We start from the raw sequence: 23,917 nt of genomic DNA, 5'->3' as shown, positions 1-23,917 counted from the left end.
CATTAAATATTCTATTCTCAGAATAGTATTTTTTAAAAATAGAATTTTAATGAGGAGGCATTTGATGCCTACTAAGTCAAAGAAACGTAAAAGTAAAAAAACATTAGTTATAGTAGAATCGCCGGCAAAGGCCAAGACGATTGAAAAATATTTAGGGCGTAATTATCGTGTAATTGCTTCTAAAGGACATATTCGCGATTTACCAAAGTCACAAATGGGAATTGATTTTGATAATAATTACAAGCCAAAATATATTTCAATTCGGGGTAAAGGCGACACGATTAAGGAATTAAAGTCGGAAGCTAAGAAGGCCAAAGATGTTTATCTGGCATCCGACCCCGACCGTGAAGGAGAAGCAATTGCCTGGCATGTTGCTCACGCATTAAACCTTGATGATACAGCGAAGAACCGGGTAACTTTTAATGAGGTTACCAAGGATGCCGTTAAAGAAAGCTTTAAGCATCCCCGGGCGATTGATATGGATACGGTTAATGCCCAGCAAGCACGGCGAATCCTTGACCGGATAGTTGGTTATTCATTATCCCCAATTTTATGGGATAAGGTTAAGAAGGGCTTGAGTGCCGGCCGGGTGCAATCAGTTGCCTTAAAGTTGGTAATTGACCGCGAAAAGGAAATCAAGAACTTCAAACCGGAAGAGTATTGGACAATTGATGCCGAATTTAAAAAGGACCAGAAAGCTTTCAAGTCACAATTTTGGGGTGTTGACGGCAAAAAGAAGGAACTGCCAAATAATGAGGCTGTTCAAGACGTTTTAGCTAAAATTGATAAGAAGCAGCCGTTTAATGTCACTAAAGTCGTTGCTCGTGAGCGGCGCCGGCAGCCGGCTGCGCCATTCACAACTTCGACAATGCAGCAGGAAGCCAATAAGCGACTTAATTACCGGACAAGACGGACAATGAGTATTGCCCAACAGCTCTATGAAGGAATTAGCTTGGGTAAAGAAGGAACAGTTGGTTTAATTACCTATATGAGAACCGACTCTAAGCGGACATCACCGATCGCGCAAGCTGAAGCATCCAAGTTTTTAAATGAAAAATATGGTAAGGAATATGCGGCAAAGGGTCAGCGGCACTTTAAGAATGCTCAAGATGCCCAAGATGCTCATGAAGCAATTAGACCTACCAGTATTTATCGGACACCGGAATCGCTTAAAGATGTTTTAACCACTGAGCAATACCGGCTGTACAAGTTAATTTGGTCACGCTTTTTGGCTAGTGAAATGACACCGGCTGTTTATGACACAGTCAGAGCTGATATTGAGCAAAATGGTGTTACTTTCAGAACAACTGGTTCGAAGATGAAGTTTCCTGGATTTACCAAGGTTTACGATAATCAACAGGAAAACAATGTCGAATTGCCAGATTTAAATGAAGGCGACCAAGTTAAGTTAGTTAAGTCGGATAACAAGCAGCACTTTACGTTGCCGCCAGCACGATACACTGAAGCTAGCTTGGTGCGTTCACTTGAAGAAAACGGCGTCGGCCGGCCATCGACATACGCACCAACCATTGATACAATTCAAAGACGCTATTATGTCAAACTTGAGGGTAAGGCAATTGTCCCAACAGAATTAGGTGAAATTGTTGATGACTTAATTGAGAAGTTCTTCCCTGACATTGTTAACGTTGATTTTACCGCGCAATTGGAAAATGACCTCGATAGTGTCGAGGAGGGGAAGAAAGATTGGGTCAAGGTCATTGACGAGTATTACCACCCATTCAAAAAGGAACTTGATAAGGCAGATACCGATATTAAGAAGGTTCAGATTAAGGATGAACCAGCTGGCTTTAACTGCGATATCTGTGGGGCACCAATGGTCATTAAGATGGGTCGGTACGGTAAGTTCTATGCTTGTTCACGCTTCCCTGATTGCCGTAATACCAAGGCAATTGTGAAGAAGATTGGTGTCACTTGTCCGAAATGCGGCAAGGGGGATGTTGTCGAAAAGAAATCTAAGCGTAACCGTAAATTCTTCGGCTGTTCCCGTTATCCAGAATGCGACTTTGTCTCATGGGATAAACCGATCAACCGTAATTGTCCTAATGATGGTCACTTTTTGGTTGAGAAGAAAAACAAAAAAGGCCTGGTTGTTCTTTGTCCTAACGGCGACTATAAGGAAGAGCCTAAGGATGAAGGCGCTGTAAAAGAAAGTTAAATTTAAGTTAATATCATCAAGTCAGACATGGTTTGATGATATTCTTGTATTTAGAAAAATATTTTTTAGAAAAGGAATATCTTAGAATGCCTAAAAATGTAACAGTAATTGGTGGTGGCCTTGCCGGTAGTGAGGCAACCTGGCAGTTAGCAAAGCGCGGAATCCAGGTTGACCTGTACGAAATGCGACCTACAAAGTTAACGCCAGCACATAAGACTGGCAACTTTGCGGAATTAGTCTGCACTAACTCGATGCGGTCCAACCAGTTGTCAAATGCCGTTGGCTTGTTAAAAGAAGAAATGCGGCAGTTAGACTCGCTTATTTTGGAAGCTGCTGACAAGACACAAGTTCCAGCAGGTGGTGCATTAGCCGTTGATCGGGATAAATTTAGCGAGTATGTCACTGAAAAGTTACGCTCACTGCCTAATGTGACCTTCCATGATGAAGAAATCACAGCTATTCCTCAAGATGGAATTACGGTAATTGCAACAGGACCACTAACAAGTGATGCCTTAGCTGGTCAAATTCAGCAATTTTCTGGAACTGACAGCCTGCACTTTTTTGATGCGGCAGCACCAATTGTGGCCGCTGATTCGATCGATCAAGACATTGTTTATAAAAAGTCACGCTATGACCGCGGGGAAGCCGCTTATCTGAACTGCCCAATGACTAAAGAAGAATACGATCGCTTTGCTCAAGAATTGGTTAATGCGGAAACTGCTGAAATGCACGGCTTTGAAAATAGTGACGTGTTTGAGGGCTGTATGCCAATAGAAGTCATGGCTGCTCGGGGAAGCAAAACCATGTTGTTCGGTCCTTTGAAGCCAGTTGGTCTGGAAGACCCGCATACTGGTAAGACACCGTATGCTGTTGTTCAATTGCGGCAAGATAATGCTTCTGCTTCGATGTATAATATTGTTGGCTTTCAAACTCACTTAAAATACGGTGAGCAAAAGCAGGTCTTTTCAATGATTCCGGGATTAGCCGATGCGCGGTTTGTCCGTTATGGTAAAATGCACCGCAATACTTACATGGCTTCACCAGAGGTCTTAACTGCTAGTTATGAAGCCAAAAAGCAACCGGGGTTGTTCTTTGCCGGTCAAATGACTGGGGTTGAAGGCTATGTTGAAAGTGCCGGCAGTGGTTTGGTTGCTGGAATTAATGCTGCTAGACGGGCGATGAGTGAAGATACCGTTGCCTTTCCTAAAGTGACAGCGCTTGGGTCAATGGCTAACTACGTCACTACAACTAGTGCGAAGCATTTTCAGCCAATGAATGCCAGCTTTGCCCTTATTCCTGGGCTTGAAGGTAAAAAAATCCGGAATAAGCGTGAACGGCACGAAAAGATTAGTGAACGTGGTTTAGCAAGTTTGGCTAAATTTAAAGAGGAAGTCTTGGGTTAAATGTCAACGCAGGATCAAGAATTGCAAAGCTTTATTTCTTATTTGCAAAATGAGCGGCATTACAGCAGCAAAACGATTAAGTCTTACCAAACTGATTTGCTTGAGGCAAAGGCATTTTGGCAGACTAATGGTGGTTTTGTGTCGTGGCAAAAGATTAGTGAACGTGATGTTGAGATTTTTTTACAAAGTCTTGCAGAGCGAAACTTAACGCGAACGACACAAGCGCGGAAGATGTCTAGTTTACGATCCTTTTATCGTTTTTTAGTGCGACGTAAGATCGTCAAGGTTAATCCAACACAGACGATTACATTGCACAAAAAGAACCGTAAGCTGCCGCAATTTTTCTATACTCCGGAAATGAAGCAGGTTTTTGCGACTTTGACGGCGACTGATCCACTAACAGAGCGCAACCTTGCGATGTTTGAATTGTTCTATACAACTGGCATGCGGGTAAGCGAAGTTAGTGAATTAAAAATCGGGCAGCTGGATTTGGACCTAAAAGTTATTCTGGTTCATGGTAAAGGCAATAAGGATCGTTATGTGGCCTTTGATGAGCAAACCAAGACAGCTTTGGTGCAGTATTTAACAGATGCACGGCCGCAGCTTCTTGGTCAGCAAGATGATACCCAGACAGTCTTTTTAAATAATCAGGGGCACCCAATTACGCCGCGGGGAATTGAATATGTCATGCAAAAAGTATTTAATAAGGCGGGGGTTAGCGGTAAGGTGCATCCCCACGAATTGCGGCACTCATTTGCGACGGCAATGCTTAATAATGGCGCCGACTTACGCAGTGTGCAAGAATTACTGGGGCATGCCAATTTATCGACAACTCAAATATATACCCATGTTACAATGAGCCACTTACAGGCTAATTACGAGCAGTTTTTTACTCGTAATAATCAGAAAGATGAGGCAAAATAATGACAACAATTTGTTCAGTAAAATTTAATGGTAAAACAGCAATTGCCGGTGACGGTCAAGTTACCTTGGGTGAAAAGGTAATCGCCAAGGCAACAGCTAAAAAGATTCGCCGGATCTATCATGACCGCGTTGTAATCGGCTTTGCCGGCGGTGTAGCTGATGCCGTTAGTCTGCAAGACATGTTGGAAGGCAAACTAGAAGCTTTTGGCGGTGATCTGCGCCGGGCAGCTGTTGAGATGGCACAATCATGGCGTAAGGATGCAACATTGCAAAAGTTAGATGCAATGCTCATTGCGTTTGATGAAAAAGACTTATTGTTGATTTCTGGAAACGGTGAAGTGCTGGAACCAGATGAAAACGTTGTTGCCATCGGTTCTGGTGGTAACTTTGCGCAAGCTGCCGCAATTGCTTTAACGAGACATTCTTCGGGGATGTCAGCAGAAGAAATTGCCCATGAAGCCGTTGAAATTGCTTCGGGAATTGATATTTTTACTGATAATCAAATTATTACGGATGAACTCTAATTAGGAGAAAAATTCATGGAAATAAAAACACCAAAGCAAATTGTCAATTTGCTAAATGAATACATTATTGGGCAAGATGAAGCTAAAAAGTCGGTTGCGATTGCACTTTATAACCGTTACCGCCGCATGCAGCTGCCAAAGAAAATGCAGGAGGATATTACCCCAAAGAACTTGCTGATGGCTGGTCCAACCGGTGTTGGTAAGACCGAAATTGCACGGCGGCTTGCCGCAATTGTCGATGCACCTTTTGTTAAGGTTGAAGCAACTAAGTTTACTGAAGTTGGTTATGTCGGCCGCGATGTTGAATCAATGGTGCGTGACTTAGTTAATGAAGCTGTGCGGATGGAAGAAAAAGATCAATTTGACCATGTGCGCGCTCAAGCTGCTAAGGAAGTCAATAAGACTTTGGTACGGTTATTAGTACCCGGCATTAAGCATGAAAAACATCAAAATCAGATGCAGGAAATGCAAAATATGATGTCAATGTTAATGGGCAGCGGACAAGACGATCAGCAAGCTAAAGATGCCGATCAAGAAGAAGTAACTGATGAAATTCGCAACCAGCGGTTAACGGTCGCTGAACAATTAAGCAAGGGCCTATTAGAAGACCGTGAAGTTACGATTGAGGTCGAACAGGCACCAAAAGTTAACCCAATGGGTGACATGATGGGGCAAATGGGCATTGATATGAGTTCCATGCTAAGCGATTTGGTACCTAAGAAGAAGGTTAAGCGAACTTTACCGGTAAAAGATGCTCGTGAAGTCTTAATTCAAGAAGAATCACATAAGTTGATTGACTACGACACGCTTTACCAAAAGGCAATTGAGCGGACTACCAACAACGGGATTATCTTTATTGATGAAATTGATAAGATTACTTCCGGTAATAAGAAAAACTCTGGTGAAGTTTCTCGTGAAGGTGTTCAACGTGACATTCTGCCAATAGTTGAAGGCTCAACCGTGCAGACAAAGTATGGCCCAGTTTCAACCGACCATATTCTTTTTATTGCCGCAGGAGCATTCGCTGAAACTAAGCCAAGCGACTTAATTCCCGAATTGCAAGGACGGTTTCCAATTAGAGTGGAACTGAATGCTTTGTCTAAGGATGACTTCGTTAAAATTCTTAAGGATCCGGAAGATTCCCTCTTAGAGCAGTACGTTGCTTTATTAAAGGCTGACGGAATTAAATTAATCTTTACACAAGAAGCTGTTGAACGAATTGCCCAGATTGCCTTCGATGTTAACCAAGGTACAGATAATATTGGTGCTAGACGACTGTCGACAATCCTTGAGAAATTGCTTGAAGACGTTCTGTATGAAGGCCCAGACATGGAAATGGGTGAAATTACGGTAACTGAAGCATATGTTAATGGAAAACTTAGTGATATAATAACAAATAAAGATTTAACTAAGTTTATTCTTTAACAAAGGATGATGAGTGAGATGGACTACATTATCAAAAATACAATTTTAAAAGTTGTTATTTCAAGTAAGGGTGCGGAACTGCAAAGCGTTAAGAGTCAGCATAGCGGCTATGAATACCTCTGGCAGGCAGATCCTAATGTCTGGGGACGCCATGCGCCAGTATTATTTCCAATCGTTGGCCGGCTTAAAAATGATGAGTATACCTACCAGGGTAAGACTTATCATATGACGCAGCACGGCTTTGCACGTGACATGGAGTTTAGCGTTGAACAGCAGACGGCAGAGAGTATTACCTTTTTGCTTAAGGATACTCCCGAAACAAGAAAGATTTATCCGTTTAAGTTTGAATTGCGGGTCAACTATAATCTGTTAAATAACTTGCTTGAAGAGAACTTTAGCGTGACGAATAAGTCAGCTGGAGAAATGATTTTTGGTATTGGTGGCCATCCGGGATTTAATATTCCAACGACTAACTCAATTACTAAGGAAGATTACTACTTTAGTACCAAGCCTTCGATTGCGAGAGTACAAATTCCGTTAAAGGGTTCCTATTTAGACTGGGATAATCGTTCGCTAGCCTCAACCAACAGTCTGATTACGTTAAGCGATCACTTATTTAAGAATGACGCGTTGATTTTTCAGATGAAGGGCCATGATAATAAGGTCTCACTTAGAACGGAAACGAGTGATTTTCATGTTAATGTTTGGCTGCGGGATGCACCATTTGTCGGTGTTTGGTCACAATATCCGCAAACAGCCGATTATGTTTGTATTGAACCCTGGTGGGGAATTGCGGATCTAAGTGATACGAATGGTAAGTTAGAAGAAAAGTACGGCATGAACCATCTGGCTCAAGAAGATACTTTTACAGCAGGTTTTGGCATGGCTTTTCATGATCAAAATTAGGCAAAAAAGAGACACTAACGTGTCTCTTTTTACTTATAATTAATGCTTGCGAACAATTGTTCGAATAGCTATAATATAAAAGCCAGTAAACTAAGGTTTAACTGGCTGTATTTATTTCTAGTTTATAATTTGTGGTGCCGCTTTTTATACCAATAAAGCAAACCGAACGGGATGATATTCTCACTGTGGTGCTCAAGGCGTTTAATGTTATCGCGGTGTCTTGTAAAAAGAATAATGAGCATCACGCCCGCAATGATGGTTAAGAAAATATCGTGAAAGAAAAATGACGCAATAAATATTGCTGTAATTGCGATCAGGCTTGATAAGCTAACGTACGATGTGATAAAGACCAGCGGTAAAAAGATTGCTGCACAAACACCAAAGAATTGGAGATTGTAGCCTAAGAAGACACCGGCGCTTGTGGCTACTGCCTTCCCGCCCTTAAATTTAAGGAAGACTGAGAAGGTATGGCCTAAAACAGCTAGCCCACCGCAAATTAGTAAAACATACTTAGGGTACGGCAAATGAAAGATGCGTGGCAGACAGGTTGCAAGTGTTCCCTTGAGAACATCAACAACTAGTACGAAGCTGCCGGCAACCGGTCCGAATACCCGAAATGAGTTGGTGGTACCGATATTTCCCGACCCGTATTTACGGATGTCCTCATGGAAGAATAATTTGCCGACAATTACCCCCGTCGGGAAGGATCCTATTAAGTATGCTAGAATAAATACCAGTAATAATTTCAAATTTATCATTTAAATCCTGCTCTCTTAGTGTATTAAAGCTATTTTAGCAAAAATTATCCAAGTTGGCGGTGAATTTTTAAATGATTTAATAACTGGAGGAGTTTATTTGGTTAAAACAAATAAAAAAACAAGTTCTTATGATGACTCGTCAATTCAGATTCTTCACGGTTTAGAAGCAGTCAGAAAACGGCCGGGGATGTATATCGGGTCAACTGACATCCATGGTCTAAATCAATTGGTTTACGAAATTGTCGATAACTCAGTTGATGAGGCAATGGCTGGCTATGGTAAAGAAATTGATGTGACAATTCATCAGGATAATAGCGTGACTGTGCGCGATTTTGGTCGAGGAATGCCAACAGGGATGCATAAGTCAGGAAAGCCGACGATTGAGGTTATCCTGACTGTTTTGCATGCAGGTGGTAAGTTTACTGAACAAAATTATAAGACATCAGGTGGTCTGCACGGTGTTGGTTCTTCTGTTGTTAATGCTCTGTCCAGTTATCTAAAAGTTAGGGTTGTCCGTGACGGTAAAGCTTATGAAGAAGAGTTTGCTGAGGGCGGTCATCCAGTAGGAACTTTAAAGTCACTGGGTAAGACTAAGGAAAAAACTGGAACAACAATTACGTTTAAGCCTGATGAAACTATTTTTTCAACGGTTAAGTATAAGTATGAAACGATTCAGGAACGTATTCGTGAGTCGGCATTCTTGTTAAAGGGTGTTCGGTTTGTTTTGACTGATGAACGTGAGCCGGAACATCATGATGATTTTAAGTACGATGACGGGATTAAGTCCTTTGTGTCTTATCTGAATGAAGGTAAAGACACTCTGAACGATGTCTTTTATTTTGAAGGCAAGCAAGACGGGATGGAAGTTGAGTTTAGTGGTCAATATAGTGACAGCTATTCAGAAAATCTGGTTTCGTTTGTTAATAACGTTCGTACAGCTGATGGTGGTACTCATGAAGTTGGTGCACGAAGTGGTTTTACACGGGCGTTTAACGATTATGCCAAAAAGCAGGGTCTGCTTGGTAAAAAAGATAAAAATATTGATGGGTCTGACTATCGTGAAGGTCTTAGTGCCGTTCTTTCAGTAAAGATTCCGGAAGAATTACTTGAGTTTGAAGGTCAGACTAAGGGTAAATTGGGTACGCCGCAAGCACGTTCGGTGGTTGATACACTCGTTTACGAGAAGATGTCATATTACTTAATGGAAAATGGGGAGTTAGCCCAGGATTTGGTTAAGAAGGCGCAACGGGCGAGGGATGCTCGGGAAGCAGCCAAAAAGGCACGTAATGAAAGCCGTAATGGTAAAAAACGCCGCAAGAAAGAAGTTTTGTCTGGGAAGTTAACCCCAGCGCAATCGCGTAATCCTAAAAAGAATGAATTGTTCTTGGTTGAGGGTGATTCTGCCGGTGGTTCTGCTAAGCAAGGCCGAGACCGAAAGTTTCAAGCAATTTTGCCACTGCGGGGTAAAGTTCTGAATACCCAAAAGGCTAAATTACAAGATATCTTCAAAAATGAAGAAATCAACACCATGATTTATACCATTGGTGCTGGAGTTGGAGCCGAATTTAAGGCAGAAGATTCCAATTATGACAAAGTAATTATCATGACGGATGCCGATGACGATGGTGCGCACATTCAAATTCTGCTGCTGACATTTTTCTACCGGTACATGCGGCCAATGATTGAACAAGGTAAGGTTTATATTGCTCTGCCGCCGCTTTATCGCCTGCAAAAGGGCCGCGGTAAGAAGGCACAAGTTAAGTATTCCTGGACTGATGAAGAATTAGCAACCGATGAAAAGAATATGGGTCGTGGCTATATGCTGCAAAGATTTAAGGGTCTGGGTGAAATGAATGCCGAACAGTTATGGCAGACGACCATGAATCCAGAATCCAGAATGTTAATTCGGGTGAAGATAGATGATGCTGCTCTGGCTGAACGGCGTGTTACGACACTAATGGGTGATAAGGTTGCTGCTAGACGGAAATGGATTGAACAGAACGTTAAATTTAGAATGGGCGAGAACGCGTCAATCTTAGAAGAAGAAAATGAGTAAAGAGGTTTTTAATTAATGGCGATACAAGAACGAATTCGTGAAATGCCGCTTGAGCAGGTCATGGGTGAACGATTTGGACGATATTCCAAATATATCATTCAAGAACGGGCTCTGCCGGATATTCGTGATGGCTTAAAGCCAGTGCAAAGAAGAATCCTTTACGCAATGTATCAGGATAATAACACTTACGACAAGCCGTTTAAAAAAGCAGCCAAGGCTGTAGGAAACATCATGGGTAACTTTCACCCACATGGCGACAGTTCGATTTATGGGGCGCTAGTTCACTTATCACAAGATTGGAAAATGCGTGAGCCGCTAGTTGAAATGCACGGTAACAATGGTTCAATGGACGGCGATGGTCCAGCGGCCATGCGTTATACGGAATCACGACTGAACAAGATTTCCAACATGCTGCTCCAGGATATTGATAAAGAAACCGTCAATATGGTGCTGAATTTCGATGACACGGAATATGAACCGACAGTTTTGCCAGCTAGATTTCCTAATTTGCTGGTTAATGGTTCAACTGGAATTTCTTCAGGTTATGCGACTGATATTCCGCCACACAACTTGTCTGAAGTAATTGATGCCACGATATATTTATTGAAACATCCAGATGCTACGCTTGACGACCTGATGAAGTATGTTCAAGGTCCAGATTTTCCTACAGGGGCAATTGTCATGGGGCAAAAGGGACTACGTGAAGCTTATGAGACTGGTCGCGGCCGGATCCAGGTTCGGGCTAAGACTTCAATTCAAGAAATCCGTGGCCACCGCCAAGAAATTGTGATTACCGAAATTCCATTTGCTGTCAATAAGGCCCTAATGGTTAAGAAAATGGATGAAATCCGCCTTAATAAGGAGATTGACGGGATTGCAGAAGTTCGTGATGAAACTGACCGTCACGGATTATCAATCGTTGTTGAACTTAAAAAGGATGCTGACGCGCAAAATATTTTGAATTATCTATTCAAGAATACTGAACTGCAAGTTTCTTATAACTTCAACATGGTTGCAATTGATAATATGACGCCAGTTCAAGTGGGATTGAAGCATATTTTGGCTTCTTATCTTGACCACGAAAAGGATGTTGTCATCAAGCGAACTAAGTTTGACTTGAATAAGGCACAAAATCGTTTAGAAATCATTCAAGGTCTGATCCATGCAATGGATATCTTAGATCAGGTGATTAAGGTTATTCGTGGGTCGAAGAATAAAGCTGATGCCAAGAAGAATTTGACGGTTAATTTTGACTTTACCTCAAGACAAGCGGAAGCGATTGTTTCCCTGCAACTGTATCGTTTGACTAACACCGATGTTGATGCATTAGTTGCAGAACAGACGGACTTAAACGAGAAGGTTGACCAGTATCAACAATTGTTGTCTGATCCTAAGGTTTTGGACAAAGAAATTATTCGCGAATTATCAGCTGTTAAGCGTGAATTTGGCAATCCGCGGCGAACAGAAATTTCTACTGCCACTGCCAAAATCCAAATTGATGAACAAGCATTAGTGACTGATGAACAAGTTCGTGTTTTAATCAGTCGTGACGGCTATTTGAAGCGTTCATCATTACGCTCATGGCAATCAAGTGATGATACCGAAAATGGTTTACCTGATGGCGATGATGTTGTTTTTGAAAAGACAATCTCAACATTAGCTAGTCTATACTTGTTTACTAATCGCGGTAATGTTATTTATCGTCCGGTTCATGAATTAGTTGAGGCTAAATGGAAAGAAACAGGGCAGCACTTGTCTCAGGAAATCGGCTTGCCAAGTGATGAACAAGTAATTCGGGTTTTTGCGTTTGATAAGTTAGATAAAGAGGTCAACTTCTTGCTGGCTACCAATGATGGCTACATTAAACAGTTGGAGCTGGCTAATTTACAGCCAACGAGAACATATCGCTCTAGGGCAATGACTGCCATGAAGATGAAGTCAACAGAAAGCCAAGTGGTTCGCGTTGATGTTGTTCAGCCGGATACAAAAGCAGAAATTATCTTGTTCACGCGTGATGCTTATGCCGTTCGTTATGATGTAAGTGAAGTGCCGACATCTGGTGCCAAGGCCATTGGGGTTAAATCAGTTAATTTGAAAGATGATGACTTTATCGTGTCTTACATTTTAATTGAGCCTGAATACCTGGACTTAATTAAAGTGGGATTGATTACACAGCGCGGAGCCTTTAAGCAATTCAAGGCAGAGTTAATTAACAAGGTATCACGGGCTAAGCGTGGGGTACTTGTTTTACGTGAATTAAAGACGAAGCCACACAGAATTTCTGCACTGGTATCTTATGGGCAAAATCACACTTTAAATATTATTACTAGCAGTAAAAGAAAAGTAACATTACAAACTAATGAATATCCAGTGGGCGACCGTTATTCAAATGGTTCGTTTGTAATTGATACAATCAGTGATGGCCAGCCTGTCAGCTTACTGCTGGGCCAACCGTTAGCTGATAATAATTAAAGGGCTTACAATTTATAAGCGGATTTTTAATAAAATATGTTTATAGTTGGGTTAAAAGTTTTTGAATTATACTTTGACATGAGCGTAATTTTATTTGATAATAGCATGTAAATATAAATATATTCTTGCTATGATAGAGGAAATTATTACATGCCTAAAACAGATACAATACTTTCAACTAAGTCCTTACATTATTTTTTACAATTAATTGATACGATGAACTATACGCAAGCTGCGCAGATATTGGGAATTACGCAGCCAGCGTTGACACAGCAGATTAAAAAGATTGAACATGCAATTGGTACGCCATTATTTGGTCAAATGGGTAAGAAGCTCTATTTAACTGAGGCTGGTAAGGAACTGCAGACTGGGGCAATTAAATTATTGAATACAATTAACTCAGTTGTCAGCGGTATTCAGGAGTTTACTCAAGCTGACAAGGGTCAAGTTTCAATTGGTATCTTAGATAGCATTAATTCAGAAGTCTTGCGGCAGTTCTTGGTTGCTTTCAACCAGAAGAACCCAGATGTGACACTTAACGTGACATATTATGACCGCAAAAATTTATGGTCTAACTTAGACAATAATTTAATTGATATTGCAGTTATGTTCTTACCTGACAGCACCAAAAAGAGCCAGGCTGAACTGCAACACCAATATGAGCACTGCACGATTTATGAAGACCAATTAACGGTATTAACCCATAAAGATACAGTTGAAGCAGGGCAGTCATACCCAATTTCACGCTTTGCCCATCGAGAATGGGTTGCTTACCCGGATGATTTTTACTTGACCCAGTTAATGAAGAAAAAACTCGGCGCTAAGACAAATGTTAAGGATTGCCTGACGGTTCCAATTAGCTTTTCATCAACTGAGCAGTTAGTTAAGACAGCTCAGGAGACTGATTACGATACCTTTGTCAGTGATGCATATTACCAATCTCATAAGAATGAGATTACCTTGACGCCGATTCATTTAAAGGAAATCAAGCCATTTGCTGTGTCGCTGGTTTATCGTAAAGGTAAAAAGGATGTTCCGCGGATTAATAATATTTTGACCGAATTCAAAAATTTCTTGGATAAATAACGTCTATTAGCTAAAATAGAATAGAACGATTATTTTATAAAGAAGAAAGAGGAAGATTAATGGAAAAAGAGTTAGTTTTTGGCCACCAAAATCCTGATACTGATGCGATTGGGACAGCGATAGCTTACTCATATTTGCAAAATAAGTTGGGTTTCAATACCGAAGCTGTAGCATTAGGCGAGCCTAACGATGAAACTGCTTATGCTTTAAAGAAGTTTGGCTTTGAAGCACCACGGGTAATTAAAACGGCTGCTAATGAAGTTGATAAGGTAATGCTTGTTGACCACAATGAGCCGCAACAGAGTGTTTCCGATATCGATCAAGTGACAGTAACTCACGTCGTTGACCACCACCGGATCATGAACTTTGATACTAGTTCACCATTGTTTTACTTAGCAGAACCTGTTGGTTGTACAAGTACAATTATGTGGAAGTTATACAAGCACTTTGGTGTTGAAATTCCGCAAAACATTGCTGGAATTATGCTTTCAGCAATTATTTCTGACACTTTGCTGCTCAAGTCACCAACTACTACAGATGATGACAAAGAAGCTGTTGAAGCTTTAGCTAAGATTGCTGGTGTTGACTACCAAACTTACGGTCTTGAAGAATTAAAAGCTGGTACCAACATTGCTTCTAAGTCAGAAGAAGACCTAATTGATTTGGATGCCAAGAGTTTTGCGCTTAACGGCAAAAATGTTCGTGTTGCTCAAATCAATGTTGTTGATTTGCCAGAAGCAATGGAACGTAAAGATGCGTTCTTAAAGACAATGCAAGAAGCATCAGCTGCTAACGGCTATGACATGTTTATGCTCTTAATTACCAATGTGCTTGATTCTGATTCAAAGGCTCTTGTAGTGGGCTCAGATGAGGCTCAAGCAGCATTTGAGAAGGCATTTGGTAAGGTTACTGATTCAGAAATCAGCTTACCAGGAGTTGTTTCGCGTAAGAAGCAAGTTGTCCCACCATTGACTGAAGCTTTTAACTAAAAGTAAATATCAAAAAAGACGAAGTAGGGAATTAATCCTACTTCGTCTTTTTTGTTTTGCTTTTAAAAATTAATCTTTGTTAATTTCTTTGGCTAAAATAATGAAAGACTTACATACACGTTCAGCCTTTTCAGGAGCCATTTTTCTTAATTCGTTAAGAACCTTCTTGATGAATACTGGAGTATTATCTTGATGATTTTCAGCCTTAACTTCCTTAAAGCGGTAAGCATTCATGATAATATCCGGTGTTGTTGTATTCAAAGCTCTAGCAATTGAATCAAGTTTTTGGATACTAATGTTTTGGTTCTTAGTACGTTCAAGACGTGAGATAAAGTTAACTGACAAATCACTTAATTCAGCGAGATCCTCCTGTGTCAGCTTTTGTTCACGTCGACGACGGCATATTTCTTTTCCTAAATTTATACTCATGGAATAAACAACCCTTTCAAAAAATAAACTCTATCCTATATATTATAAAATAAATATATTACAAAATAAAACAATAAAATTAATAAGTGCAAGCCTTAAGTTTAACTAATGAATTTAAAACTTAAAGCTCACTTTTAAAAACCCCAGATAGTATTGTAGGACATTTTGCTGAAAATTCAAATAAAAATGCACCTAGAAAAAGTCAACTTAAAATAAAAAAGGGAAAAAGTGGCAAATATTATCTTAAATGGATAAATAGCTTGTTATATGGGAGTGTAGGATAGCAAGATTAAAGGATAGTTAATTATTAAATGTTATATATTTAAATTTGGTCAAGTAAGTGCTTTAAATTTAAATTTTTAAAGACGATTTTTATTAAATAGATAGATAAATTAAATAATTACTTGATTTAAGTGAATATTTATTAATTTTTAGTAGCTGAATTTTTCTTTCGGCAGCAATTATTTTATGAAGTTGCTTAGTGCAAATCCTTTTTTAGTGTTGCTATGTGGTGCAAGAAAAAATTAAGAGGAAAGAACTTGGGAAGGAGAATATAAAAGAGTAATTGGTAGAATTACGTAAGTAATAACTTCGTATAATATATATTATGTAAAGTAATATCAAAAAATCACTATAATTTGGAAGAGTCGCTGTTAATTGCTAGTAGTATGACAAATTGTTACTAATAAGATTATTTAGTTAATAAGCGGCAGCAAAATTAATTTTGTGAGCAGTAATCATTATTATTTATTGCTGAGATTGCAATTCTACGGTCAAATTAACTGGTTTTGCCCGATAACTGTAAAACTTAATTACCTAGTTTGAATTAGTATTAAGAGTTTAAAGGCAAATAACAGTAATTAATTATAAGAGATTGGCAATTCGAAAATTGTTGTTTGTTTGCTAATAAAGTTACATAATTCATAAGAGGAGTACTTGATCGGGCTTGGTGTTTGGTTAAGTCGGGTTTACTTAAAAATTTTCACATGCTATCATTAAAACTATAATTTTAATGATAGGTATAAATGGCTACGTGACAGTATTTTTAGCTAAATTAGTTTGACTAACTGAATTTATTTAATGACTCGTAGATAAATTTTATGAAATATAATTTTTCAAATTCATAAAATTATCTGTAAAGACTGAACGTATTTTTGACAAAATCTATTTGCTGCAAAACTTATTTCATTAGCAAGAATAAGAGTTTATAGCCTTAGAATATTGATTTTTGTGACTCTTCAAGCCTGCTAGTCTCCCTCCTCTGCTCGTTTATAATACTTGCATAATCAAAAAACGAACATACATTCTAGTTTTGCTTTATAATTATTAAATGTAATCAACCTTTTAAGGAGAACAAATTTGTGGAAACTAAAAAGTATTTAGACTTAATTGAAACCGAACTTAAGGGTATGCCGGATTTTGTTAAAGAGTATAATTTCGGCACTACCCATTCTTTAACGACAACATACCAATATTTAACCGAAATTCGGCGCTTTTTTGACTGGTTGCGTCAAGAAGGAATTTCATCTGCACCAGATAATAGTCAGATTAGTGTTGACACGCTGGCTAATTTACGGCGCAATGACATTATGCTGTACATTAACTATTTGGGGCACGTGAAAAATCAACAGGGACATTTAAACTCACCGACAACGATTAATCGGTCAATTAATGCCTTACGCTCTCTATTTAAATTTTTAACGATTACAGCTGACAACAATGATGGTCAGCCCTACTTTGAACGCAATGTCATGCTTAAAATCGACTCGCTTAATAATACTAAAACGCTGAATTACCGGGCGCACATTCTTGAGTCACACATGTACATTGGTAAATTAAAATATCAGTTTCTTGATTTTATTGAAAATGAATACGAGCAGCACTGCAATAAGCAGGCATTGCCAGCCTTCAAAATCAATAAAGAACGTGATATGGCAATTATAGCCTTGATTTTAGGTACAGGAATTAGAGTTTCTGAATGTGCCGGCGTTAATTTAGCAGATTTAAACCTTAAAAAAGCTACACTTGATGTAACTCGTAAAGGTGGCCAGCGCGATAGTGTTCCAATTGCCGAATGGACTTTAGACTATATTACTGAATATCAAAAAGTTAGACGTGAACGTTATTCTGCCACTAAGAAAGAAACGGCATTTTTCTTAACGCGGTGGCACCAACAAACAAAAAGAATGACCACTAACGCGATTGAAAAAATGGTCAACAAGTATTCTGCTAGCTTCGGTCACCCGTTAACGCCACATAAATTGCGTCATACGCTTGCTTCTGAGCTCTATGGCGTGACTAAAGACCAGGTGCTTGTAGCACAGCAGCTTGGCCAAAAAGGCACCTCAGCGACTGATTTGTATACGCATGTCGATCAAAAGAAACAGCGTGACGCATTAAACGAAATTTCTGAAACCGAAAATAAATAGACAAAAAGCCCAGTTATTGTTAAATAACTGGGCTTTTTGATATAAAACTGCGATATTTTTTATTGATGTTTATCAAACCATTCTTTAATATCATGCATTCTGTGGATTCTAATAGACGGCAAGCCATTACGTGACACGCCGTGGAATGATTGCGGGTAGCGAATCATGTCGGTCTCTGCCCCTGCCAGTTTAACGGCAGTAAAGAACTCCTCACTTTGTGAGATTGGACAACGCATATCCCATTCACCATGGAGTAATCTAATCGGCGTTGTTACGTTTTTGGCATAAGCTAACGGAGACATTCGCCAAAATTTTTCAAGGGCTTCGTCGTCGCTGAATAAGCCTGCCTGCAGTTCTTGACGGTCGAACCAATAACCGATATCTGAGGTGCCGTTCATGCTGATCCAATCACTAACACAGCGCTGGGCAACCGCTGCTTTAAACCGCTTGGTGTGCCCTACAGCCCAAGTTGTCATGAAGCCGCCGTAAGAACCACCAGCGATGTATTGATGGTTCTTATCTAATTCAGGGAAATGTTCTAAGGCATAATCTAAACCAGCTAAGACATCAGAAAAGTCGTTCTCGCCGTAATGGCCGTCAACATCATTGCAGAATTTTTGACCGTATGTGGTTGAGCCACGTGGATTAACGTAAACTATTCCATAGCCCCAACTAGCTAAAACTTGAAATTCATGGAAAAAGGCTTCACCATAAGCTGCATGTGGACCACCGTGAACATATAACAATACCGGAGAATGTTTAGGCTGGTTTGCTGCAGGCAGGTACCAGCCTTCCAGTTCTTGTGTTTTGTCTTTGGACAGATAAGTGAATTTTTGTGCCTTAAGATAACTATGGGTCTGTTCGAAGTCATGATTAGGATTATACAACTGGCTCGTGGTGTTAGTTTCAAGGTCAAGGAGTAATAATTCACTTGGCAATGCCTGTTTTGAAACTGTCAGAAGCAATTGCTTTGGACCAGCTGCACAAAAGTCAGTAATATCTTCGGCTTCATCACGAATTAATTGCACAGTATCTTGATTACCAAGGTACAATTGACTGTGACCGTGATGTAAAGCAGTAAAAGCATACTGTTCATTATCTAACCAAACTACACTGTTGCTGCATAAATTTTGGGTAAAGTCTGCAGTTAGAGCTGCTTCGTATCCTACATCAACGTCGGGCAACTGCTGAGTTAAATTAGTCAATTGTTTAGTTGCTAAAGAATACAGCCACAGATCGTTAACGGTTTGCCCTGGATAGCTGTTATCATTGCCGACCAATGCTAAAGTTGTCCCGTCCGGTGAAAATGCCGCGGCAGAAAAACTCCCTTGAGCAACTTCACTAGTAATTAATTCGGTAGTACCCATCTTTTCGTTATAAAGATACACTGCCTTGGTGTAATCAATATCAGTATCAAGTTCAGGCTGGCGCCCCCTGATATAAGCAATAGTCCCTGCTTTGGCTGCTGCTAATTCAAAATCGTCCTTAGTTGTAAATAAAACTGTTGCTTCTTGCGTTAGTTTATCTACCTTAATCAGTGAAAATTCGGCATCATTTTCAAACCAACCATACCCATCTAAGCGGCCATTCAGTTTGGTTACGTGTCTAACTTCTGGGAATTTTTCCGTTTTGAATTTAGGTTGTTCCTTAGTTTTCTTAGTCTTCACATACAAAGCTTGCGCATCATCTGAAACAACTAATTCTTGAACGGAAACGTCATCATTATCAGTTAACAAGAACGGCTGTGCACTACCGCCATCAATTGGCATTCTGTAAAGTTGCGGCTTTTCGCCGTCTTCTTGATGAAGATAATAGAGAAAATCGCCCAATACTCGTGGACTACTATTTAGCCCTCCCTGCCTCCAAATGCGATAGTTTTTATCTTGATCGAGACTAACCAAATTGGCTAAATAACTGTTGCTGTCTTTTTTAATGAAATTTTCAGTAAAAAAGATTTTATCATCGTAAAATCGTACTTGCGAAACTGATCTTAACTGATAAAGGTCTTCCGGTGCGATGTTTTTCGTCATAGCTCTGCACTCCTTTGATTAATTATATTAAATATTATTTCATTATTTATTAATTTAATTAATCTTACTATTCTGACCTTTTTTGTCAATCCTTTTTCTAACTAATAAAAATACACGATTGACAGTAATTTTCCGCCAATCGTGTATTTGAAGTTTTATTCAAAAGTTGTCTGCCAGTTAGGATCGTGATATGCATCAAAGCATGTCTTGATTTCGGCTTCACTATTGCGCTCAATTGATAATTTCGGCAGATTTTCAAGGCTAAAATAGCGACAGTCGCTTGTTTCAGTATTCTTAACAAACTCCCCGCCGATTTCCCGGCACAAAAAGAATACATTAACGACATTAATTGCCCGTTCACCGCGAATTGTATGGTTATGGTCGCAAATTGTAATCACGCGTTCAGCTTCGACATCACGTCCTGATTCCTCTTTGGCTTCCTTAATACAATTTTGGGCAACAGACATGTTGGGTTCACACCAGCCGCCAGGCATTGACCAAGCACCGTCGATAGTTTCTCTGACCAGCAAGATTTGATCGTCCTTAAAAATTGCGGCCCGTGTCCCTAATTTAGGGGTTTGGTAGCCGTCATCACTACTAAATAATGATTTGACCTGCTTTAATGGCAAGCCGGTTTTAGCGGCCATCATTTCGGTTGCGATAGCTCTAATTCGTTCATAGCGTTCCCGGTCAAATTTATCATGACCATATTCTAACCCATTTTGCGCTAAACTTTGTAATTCAATTGCCCAATTAGTAAACTGATCTTTTTTATCCATAACTTTTTCCTTTGAATACTACAGAAAAAGCAGCTATAGCAGCTGCTTTTTATTTTGTTAAATCAATTTTGTCAATATCAATCATCCAGCCAATGGCAAGTGATTTTTCACCTAAGTGTGTCGCAATTCCGGGACTAAATTTAGTGATTGAAATTGTCTTATCTGGAAATTCTTTTAGCAAGAATTCATTGGCTTCCTTAACTTGGCTTTCATCGTTTGAATCAATGATGAATAACTTGATTTTATCTTTGTATGGCAATTGACTAATTTTTTCAACCGTCAAATTTTCCATTTTGGTAAAAGCACGTTTCATTGACCGAATTTTGTCAAATGCAACAATGTCACCGTCTTTGAAAGTTAACAGTGGCTTGATATTGAGCATTGAGCCGATAAATGCACCAGCGTTACTTAACCGACCGCCGCGACTTAGATTCTTAAGGTCATTAACAACAAAAACTTCATCAATTGTTGCTCTAATTTTATCTAAATGGTCAAGGATTGTTGTTAAATCTAAACCGTTTTTAATCATCTTGGCAGCAGCCAATACTAAATTACCTTGCAAACGCACAGTCATCTTAGTGTCAACAGGATGAAGATTGTATGCTGGATGATTTTGAGCAATATTACATAAAGTCTGATAAAAACCAGAAATACCACTAGAAAGTGTGATTGCAATAATTGCCTCGTATCCCTCATCATGCAGCTTGTCAAAAAGTGTAATCATGTCACCCATACTTGGCTGTGAGGTCTTAGGAAAATCTGCGCCCTCTCTCTGCAGCTCAAAAAGCTTGTCGGAAGTAATATCAATACCCTCTAAGTATTCCTGATTACCAATAATAACTGGAATTGGTACAACAATAATATTATTGTCTTCAGCTTCTTGTTTAGTTATAACGCTAGTACTATCGGTAACTAATGCAATTTTCATCTAATTAACCTTTCGCTTATTAATATGTGATACAGAGAAATTATAGCATAAAAATAGGCGGTCATTCTACTACCTAAAGAGACTTTGCAGTTTCTAACTTAGTTAATAGCTGGTTAATGATAGCATTCAACTGGCTGATTTCACCTTGTGATAGGTCTTCAAAGAGCATTTGTTCAATCTGCTTTAAAGTAGCCTTTAATTCATCTGATTTACGAACGCCAGCATCATTTAAAACAACTGACTTACTAGAATCACTCTCTGAACGAATGATTTTTACTAATGTTAACGTCTTTTTCTGCTGCAATTGCCTACTTAAAGTTGATAAAGAAATATTTAGCTTATTTGCTAAACTTCCCATTTTTAATGGCTGATTACCATTTTTATCAAAATATAGTAAAATCCTAGTTTGCGATAAGTTTAACCCACATGTACGACTGATTTCATTTTTTATTTGCGCGGCAATCGTGCTAAAAGATAAAATATCCATTCAACTAACCCTTTTCCTCTGAATAACTAAAAGACAAAATTATTTTTCATACTATAATTTTTAACAATTAAAAAGCTAAATAACATTGTTAAATGAGGTTTTATCATATCAGATAGAGTGTGAAACAACAATGGCTAGTATGCAAATAATTTTATTGTGAAACATTTTGGTATTAATTTTAACTTATAACTAATAAATACAAGTATCCATTAATATATATTACTAGTATAGCATCTTTTTGCAATGATTTGTTTAGTTAAAATTAATTTAATTAATATATTGTTGATGTACGTTATTTTAAGAAAATTGCTTAAAGGACATCTTATACTTATTACGAAATAATTGGTATAATAGAGTTCGTATTTTGAGGTGATATATATGGCATTTGACGGCTTATTCATTCATAGTCTATTAAACAGTGTGGCCCCTGTCCTTGTTGGCGGGCGCTTATCAAAGATTTACCAGCCTTTCAGTCAGGATTTAATTTTGACTTTTAGAAAAGAGCGTAAAAATCAGCAACTGCTGATTTCAGCCAACGCACAATATCCACGATTTTATTTAACTAAGCAAGCGATCAGTAATCCGGATAAGGCACCCACTTTTGTGATGGTGCTGCGAAAATATCTTGAAGGGTCAGTTTTGCAATCGATTAATCAAGTTGGTGTTGATCGCATTATCAATCTTTGCTTCAGTAATCGCAACGAACTTGGCGATCAAGTACAACTTATTCTGTCAGTTGAGTTAATGGGTCGCCACAGTAATGTGATTTTGTACGACCAAACAAGTGGCCATATTATTGATTTGTTAAAGCGAATTAATCCAGATGAAAACCGGGCACGAATTTTACTGCCAAAGGCAAAATATGAACTGCCGCCTCTTAACCCGGGCTTGAATGGTTTTGACCTAACAGAAGATGACTTTAAGCAGGAAATAACTGGGTGTGAACCGGCTATTTTTGTTAAAAAGATTGGCGGCTTGGATAAAGATGACCGTGATGAATTGACCGGTTATTTGGAAGATGATTATACTTATTCATCCTTTACCACTTTTATGCAGCAATTTGATAAATCTGGTGCCTTTGTTTTAAAAACGCCAAACAACAAGCGCAAAATCTTCCCCTACCTTCCCTACCACTTAGATTTGGTCCAGGAAAGTACGGATCCTGACTTGAATCATGCTCTAGATGAATTTTACCAATATCAAGCTAACCGTGATTGGGTTAAGCAAAAGGCAAGCCAAGTTGAGCGAATCGTTAAAAATGAGCAAAAAAAGTTAAGCAAAAAAATTGTTAAGCTTAATAAGCAGCTCGACCAGGCAGAAAATTCTGAAGGGTATCGTATTCGGGGGGAAATTCTAAATGCGAATTTAGGTCAAGTTAAACCTGGAATGACAAAAATATCTTTACCTAATTATTATGACAATAACGAGCCGATTGAGATCAAACTTGATGCGGCCCTATCCCCAGCACGTAATGGTCAAAAATATTTTACTCGTTATAAAAAATTACGCGATTCAATTAAGCATGTTAAGCAGCAGATTGAAATCGCGCAAAATAACCTAACCTACTTTGATTCAATTCAAACGGCAATTGATAATGCAGAGCCGCAAGACATTGACCAAATTACTGATGAATTAATCAGTCAAGGTTATCTTCGCCGGCCGCAAAAGCAAAAGCGCCGTAAGAAAATTACCGAACATAATTTAAATAAGTTCAAACTTACTTCTGGTAAAACAGTTCTGGTTGGAAAAAATAATTATCAAAATGATTGGTTAACGCTAAAAAAGGCTAATAAAACTGATCTTTGGTTCCATGTTAAGAACATTCCTGGATCACATGTTATCCTGCAGGATGATTCACCAACCGAGACGGATATTGTCGAAGCCGCTGAAATTGCCGCCTACTTTTCTAAGGCAAAGGATTCAGCACATGTGCAAGTTGATTATGTTCAAGATAAGCGGGTTAAGAAACCTAATGGTGCTAAACCTGGTTTTGTTATCTATACTGGTCAGAATTCTATTGAAGTTACACCAGAAAAAGACAGTGTTTTGAATAAAAGAATCGATTAAAAAAAGCGAGAATGCAATGCATTCTCGCTTTTGCGCCTTTTAATTCAAT

Annotated in this window: 18 protein-coding genes; 12 read left to right on the top strand and 6 right to left on the bottom strand. The window is 39.1% G+C overall.

Annotated elements, in window-relative coordinates; translation table 11 throughout:
- The first annotated feature begins 64 nt into the window (after positions 1-64).
- The 6 genes from topA (at position 65) to PT278_RS01430 (ending at position 7,358) form a co-directional block, all read left to right on the top strand.
- Positions 65-2,176, top strand: a complete 2,112-nt coding sequence (gene topA, locus PT278_RS01455; protein ID WP_277129670.1) for a type I DNA topoisomerase — start codon at positions 65-67, stop codon at positions 2,174-2,176.
- Between the two features lie 86 nt (positions 2,177-2,262).
- Positions 2,263-3,579: a methylenetetrahydrofolate--tRNA-(uracil(54)-C(5))-methyltransferase (FADH(2)-oxidizing) TrmFO gene (gene trmFO, locus PT278_RS01450; protein ID WP_277129669.1), complete on the top strand. Its 1,317-nt coding sequence runs from the start codon at positions 2,263-2,265 to the stop codon at positions 3,577-3,579.
- Positions 3,580-4,503 carry a tyrosine recombinase XerC gene (gene xerC, locus PT278_RS01445; protein ID WP_277129668.1) on the top strand — a complete coding sequence of 308 codons (924 nt, stop codon included), beginning with the start codon at positions 3,580-3,582 and terminating at the stop codon, positions 4,501-4,503. It begins immediately after the preceding gene.
- Positions 4,503-5,027 carry an HslU--HslV peptidase proteolytic subunit gene (gene hslV, locus PT278_RS01440; RefSeq protein WP_277129667.1) on the top strand — a complete coding sequence of 175 codons (525 nt, stop codon included), beginning with the start codon at positions 4,503-4,505 and terminating at the stop codon, positions 5,025-5,027. Before xerC ends, hslV begins: the two co-directional genes overlap by 1 nt.
- Positions 5,028-5,042: 15 nt before the next feature.
- The gene (gene hslU, locus PT278_RS01435; RefSeq protein WP_277129666.1) at positions 5,043-6,452 is read left to right on the top strand and encodes an ATP-dependent protease ATPase subunit HslU; all 1,410 of its coding nucleotides are present in this window, start codon (positions 5,043-5,045) and stop codon (positions 6,450-6,452) included.
- 18 nt (positions 6,453-6,470) lie between these two features.
- The gene (locus tag PT278_RS01430; RefSeq protein ID WP_277129665.1) at positions 6,471-7,358 is read left to right on the top strand and encodes an aldose 1-epimerase family protein; all 888 of its coding nucleotides are present in this window, start codon (positions 6,471-6,473) and stop codon (positions 7,356-7,358) included.
- 122 nt (positions 7,359-7,480) lie between these two features.
- On the opposite strand, the gene plsY is transcribed toward PT278_RS01430, so the two are convergent.
- Positions 7,481-8,116 carry a glycerol-3-phosphate 1-O-acyltransferase PlsY gene (plsY, locus tag PT278_RS01425; protein WP_277129664.1) on the bottom strand — a complete coding sequence of 212 codons (636 nt, stop codon included), beginning with the start codon at positions 8,114-8,116 and terminating at the stop codon, positions 7,481-7,483.
- A gap of 97 nt (positions 8,117-8,213) precedes the next feature.
- Here plsY and parE point away from each other — a divergent pair, with 97 nt between their 5' ends.
- From parE to PT278_RS01405, 4 genes are all read left to right on the top strand, one after another.
- Positions 8,214-10,172 carry a DNA topoisomerase IV subunit B gene (gene parE / locus PT278_RS01420; protein ID WP_277129663.1) on the top strand — a complete coding sequence of 653 codons (1,959 nt, stop codon included), beginning with the start codon at positions 8,214-8,216 and terminating at the stop codon, positions 10,170-10,172.
- A 15-nt stretch (positions 10,173-10,187) separates the two neighbouring features.
- Entirely contained in the window at positions 10,188-12,644 is a 2,457-nt protein-coding gene (gene parC, locus PT278_RS01415) for a DNA topoisomerase IV subunit A (RefSeq protein ID WP_277129662.1), read from the top strand.
- 150 nt (positions 12,645-12,794) lie between these two features.
- Positions 12,795-13,730: a LysR family transcriptional regulator gene (locus PT278_RS01410; protein WP_277129661.1), complete on the top strand. Its 936-nt coding sequence runs from the start codon at positions 12,795-12,797 to the stop codon at positions 13,728-13,730.
- 59 nt (positions 13,731-13,789) lie between these two features.
- On the top strand, positions 13,790-14,719 hold the full coding sequence (locus tag PT278_RS01405; RefSeq protein WP_277129660.1) for a manganese-dependent inorganic pyrophosphatase: 930 nt from the start codon (positions 13,790-13,792) through the stop codon (positions 14,717-14,719).
- Positions 14,720-14,788: 69 nt separating this feature from the next.
- Here PT278_RS01405 and PT278_RS01400 read toward each other — a convergent pair whose 3' ends face one another.
- On the bottom strand, positions 14,789-15,148 hold the full coding sequence (locus PT278_RS01400) for a helix-turn-helix transcriptional regulator (protein WP_122018189.1): 360 nt from the start codon (positions 15,146-15,148) through the stop codon (positions 14,789-14,791).
- Positions 15,149-16,509: 1,361 nt separating this feature from the next.
- Between PT278_RS01400 and xerS the strand changes: the two genes are divergently transcribed.
- The gene (xerS, locus tag PT278_RS01395) at positions 16,510-17,577 is read left to right on the top strand and encodes a tyrosine recombinase XerS (RefSeq protein ID WP_277129659.1); all 1,068 of its coding nucleotides are present in this window, start codon (positions 16,510-16,512) and stop codon (positions 17,575-17,577) included.
- A 59-nt stretch (positions 17,578-17,636) separates the two neighbouring features.
- Here xerS and PT278_RS01390 read toward each other — a convergent pair whose 3' ends face one another.
- The 4 genes from PT278_RS01390 to PT278_RS01375 all read right to left on the bottom strand — a co-directional run bounded on the left by PT278_RS01390 (position 17,637) and on the right by PT278_RS01375 (position 21,801).
- Positions 17,637-19,607: a S9 family peptidase gene (locus PT278_RS01390; RefSeq protein WP_277129658.1), complete on the bottom strand. Its 1,971-nt coding sequence runs from the start codon at positions 19,605-19,607 to the stop codon at positions 17,637-17,639.
- Between the two features lie 155 nt (positions 19,608-19,762).
- Positions 19,763-20,386, bottom strand: a complete 624-nt coding sequence (locus PT278_RS01385; RefSeq protein ID WP_277129657.1) for an NUDIX hydrolase — start codon at positions 20,384-20,386, stop codon at positions 19,763-19,765.
- Positions 20,387-20,435: 49 nt separating this feature from the next.
- The gene (locus PT278_RS01380) at positions 20,436-21,314 is read right to left on the bottom strand and encodes a DegV family protein (protein ID WP_277129656.1); all 879 of its coding nucleotides are present in this window, start codon (positions 21,312-21,314) and stop codon (positions 20,436-20,438) included.
- A 73-nt stretch (positions 21,315-21,387) separates the two neighbouring features.
- On the bottom strand, positions 21,388-21,801 hold the full coding sequence (locus tag PT278_RS01375; protein WP_277129655.1) for a MarR family winged helix-turn-helix transcriptional regulator: 414 nt from the start codon (positions 21,799-21,801) through the stop codon (positions 21,388-21,390).
- Between the two features lie 378 nt (positions 21,802-22,179).
- On the opposite strand from PT278_RS01375, the gene PT278_RS01370 reads away from it, so the two are divergent.
- Complete coding sequence (locus tag PT278_RS01370; RefSeq protein WP_277129654.1) at positions 22,180-23,868, top strand: NFACT RNA binding domain-containing protein; 1,689 nt, start codon at positions 22,180-22,182, stop codon at positions 23,866-23,868.
- Positions 23,869-23,917: the final 49 nt, after the last annotated feature.

This window comes from Lactobacillus sp. ESL0703 (assembly GCF_029433435.1).
Classification (GTDB): Bacteria; Bacillota; Bacilli; order Lactobacillales; family Lactobacillaceae; genus Lactobacillus.
This window is presented reverse-complemented; position numbering and strand designations above follow the sequence as displayed.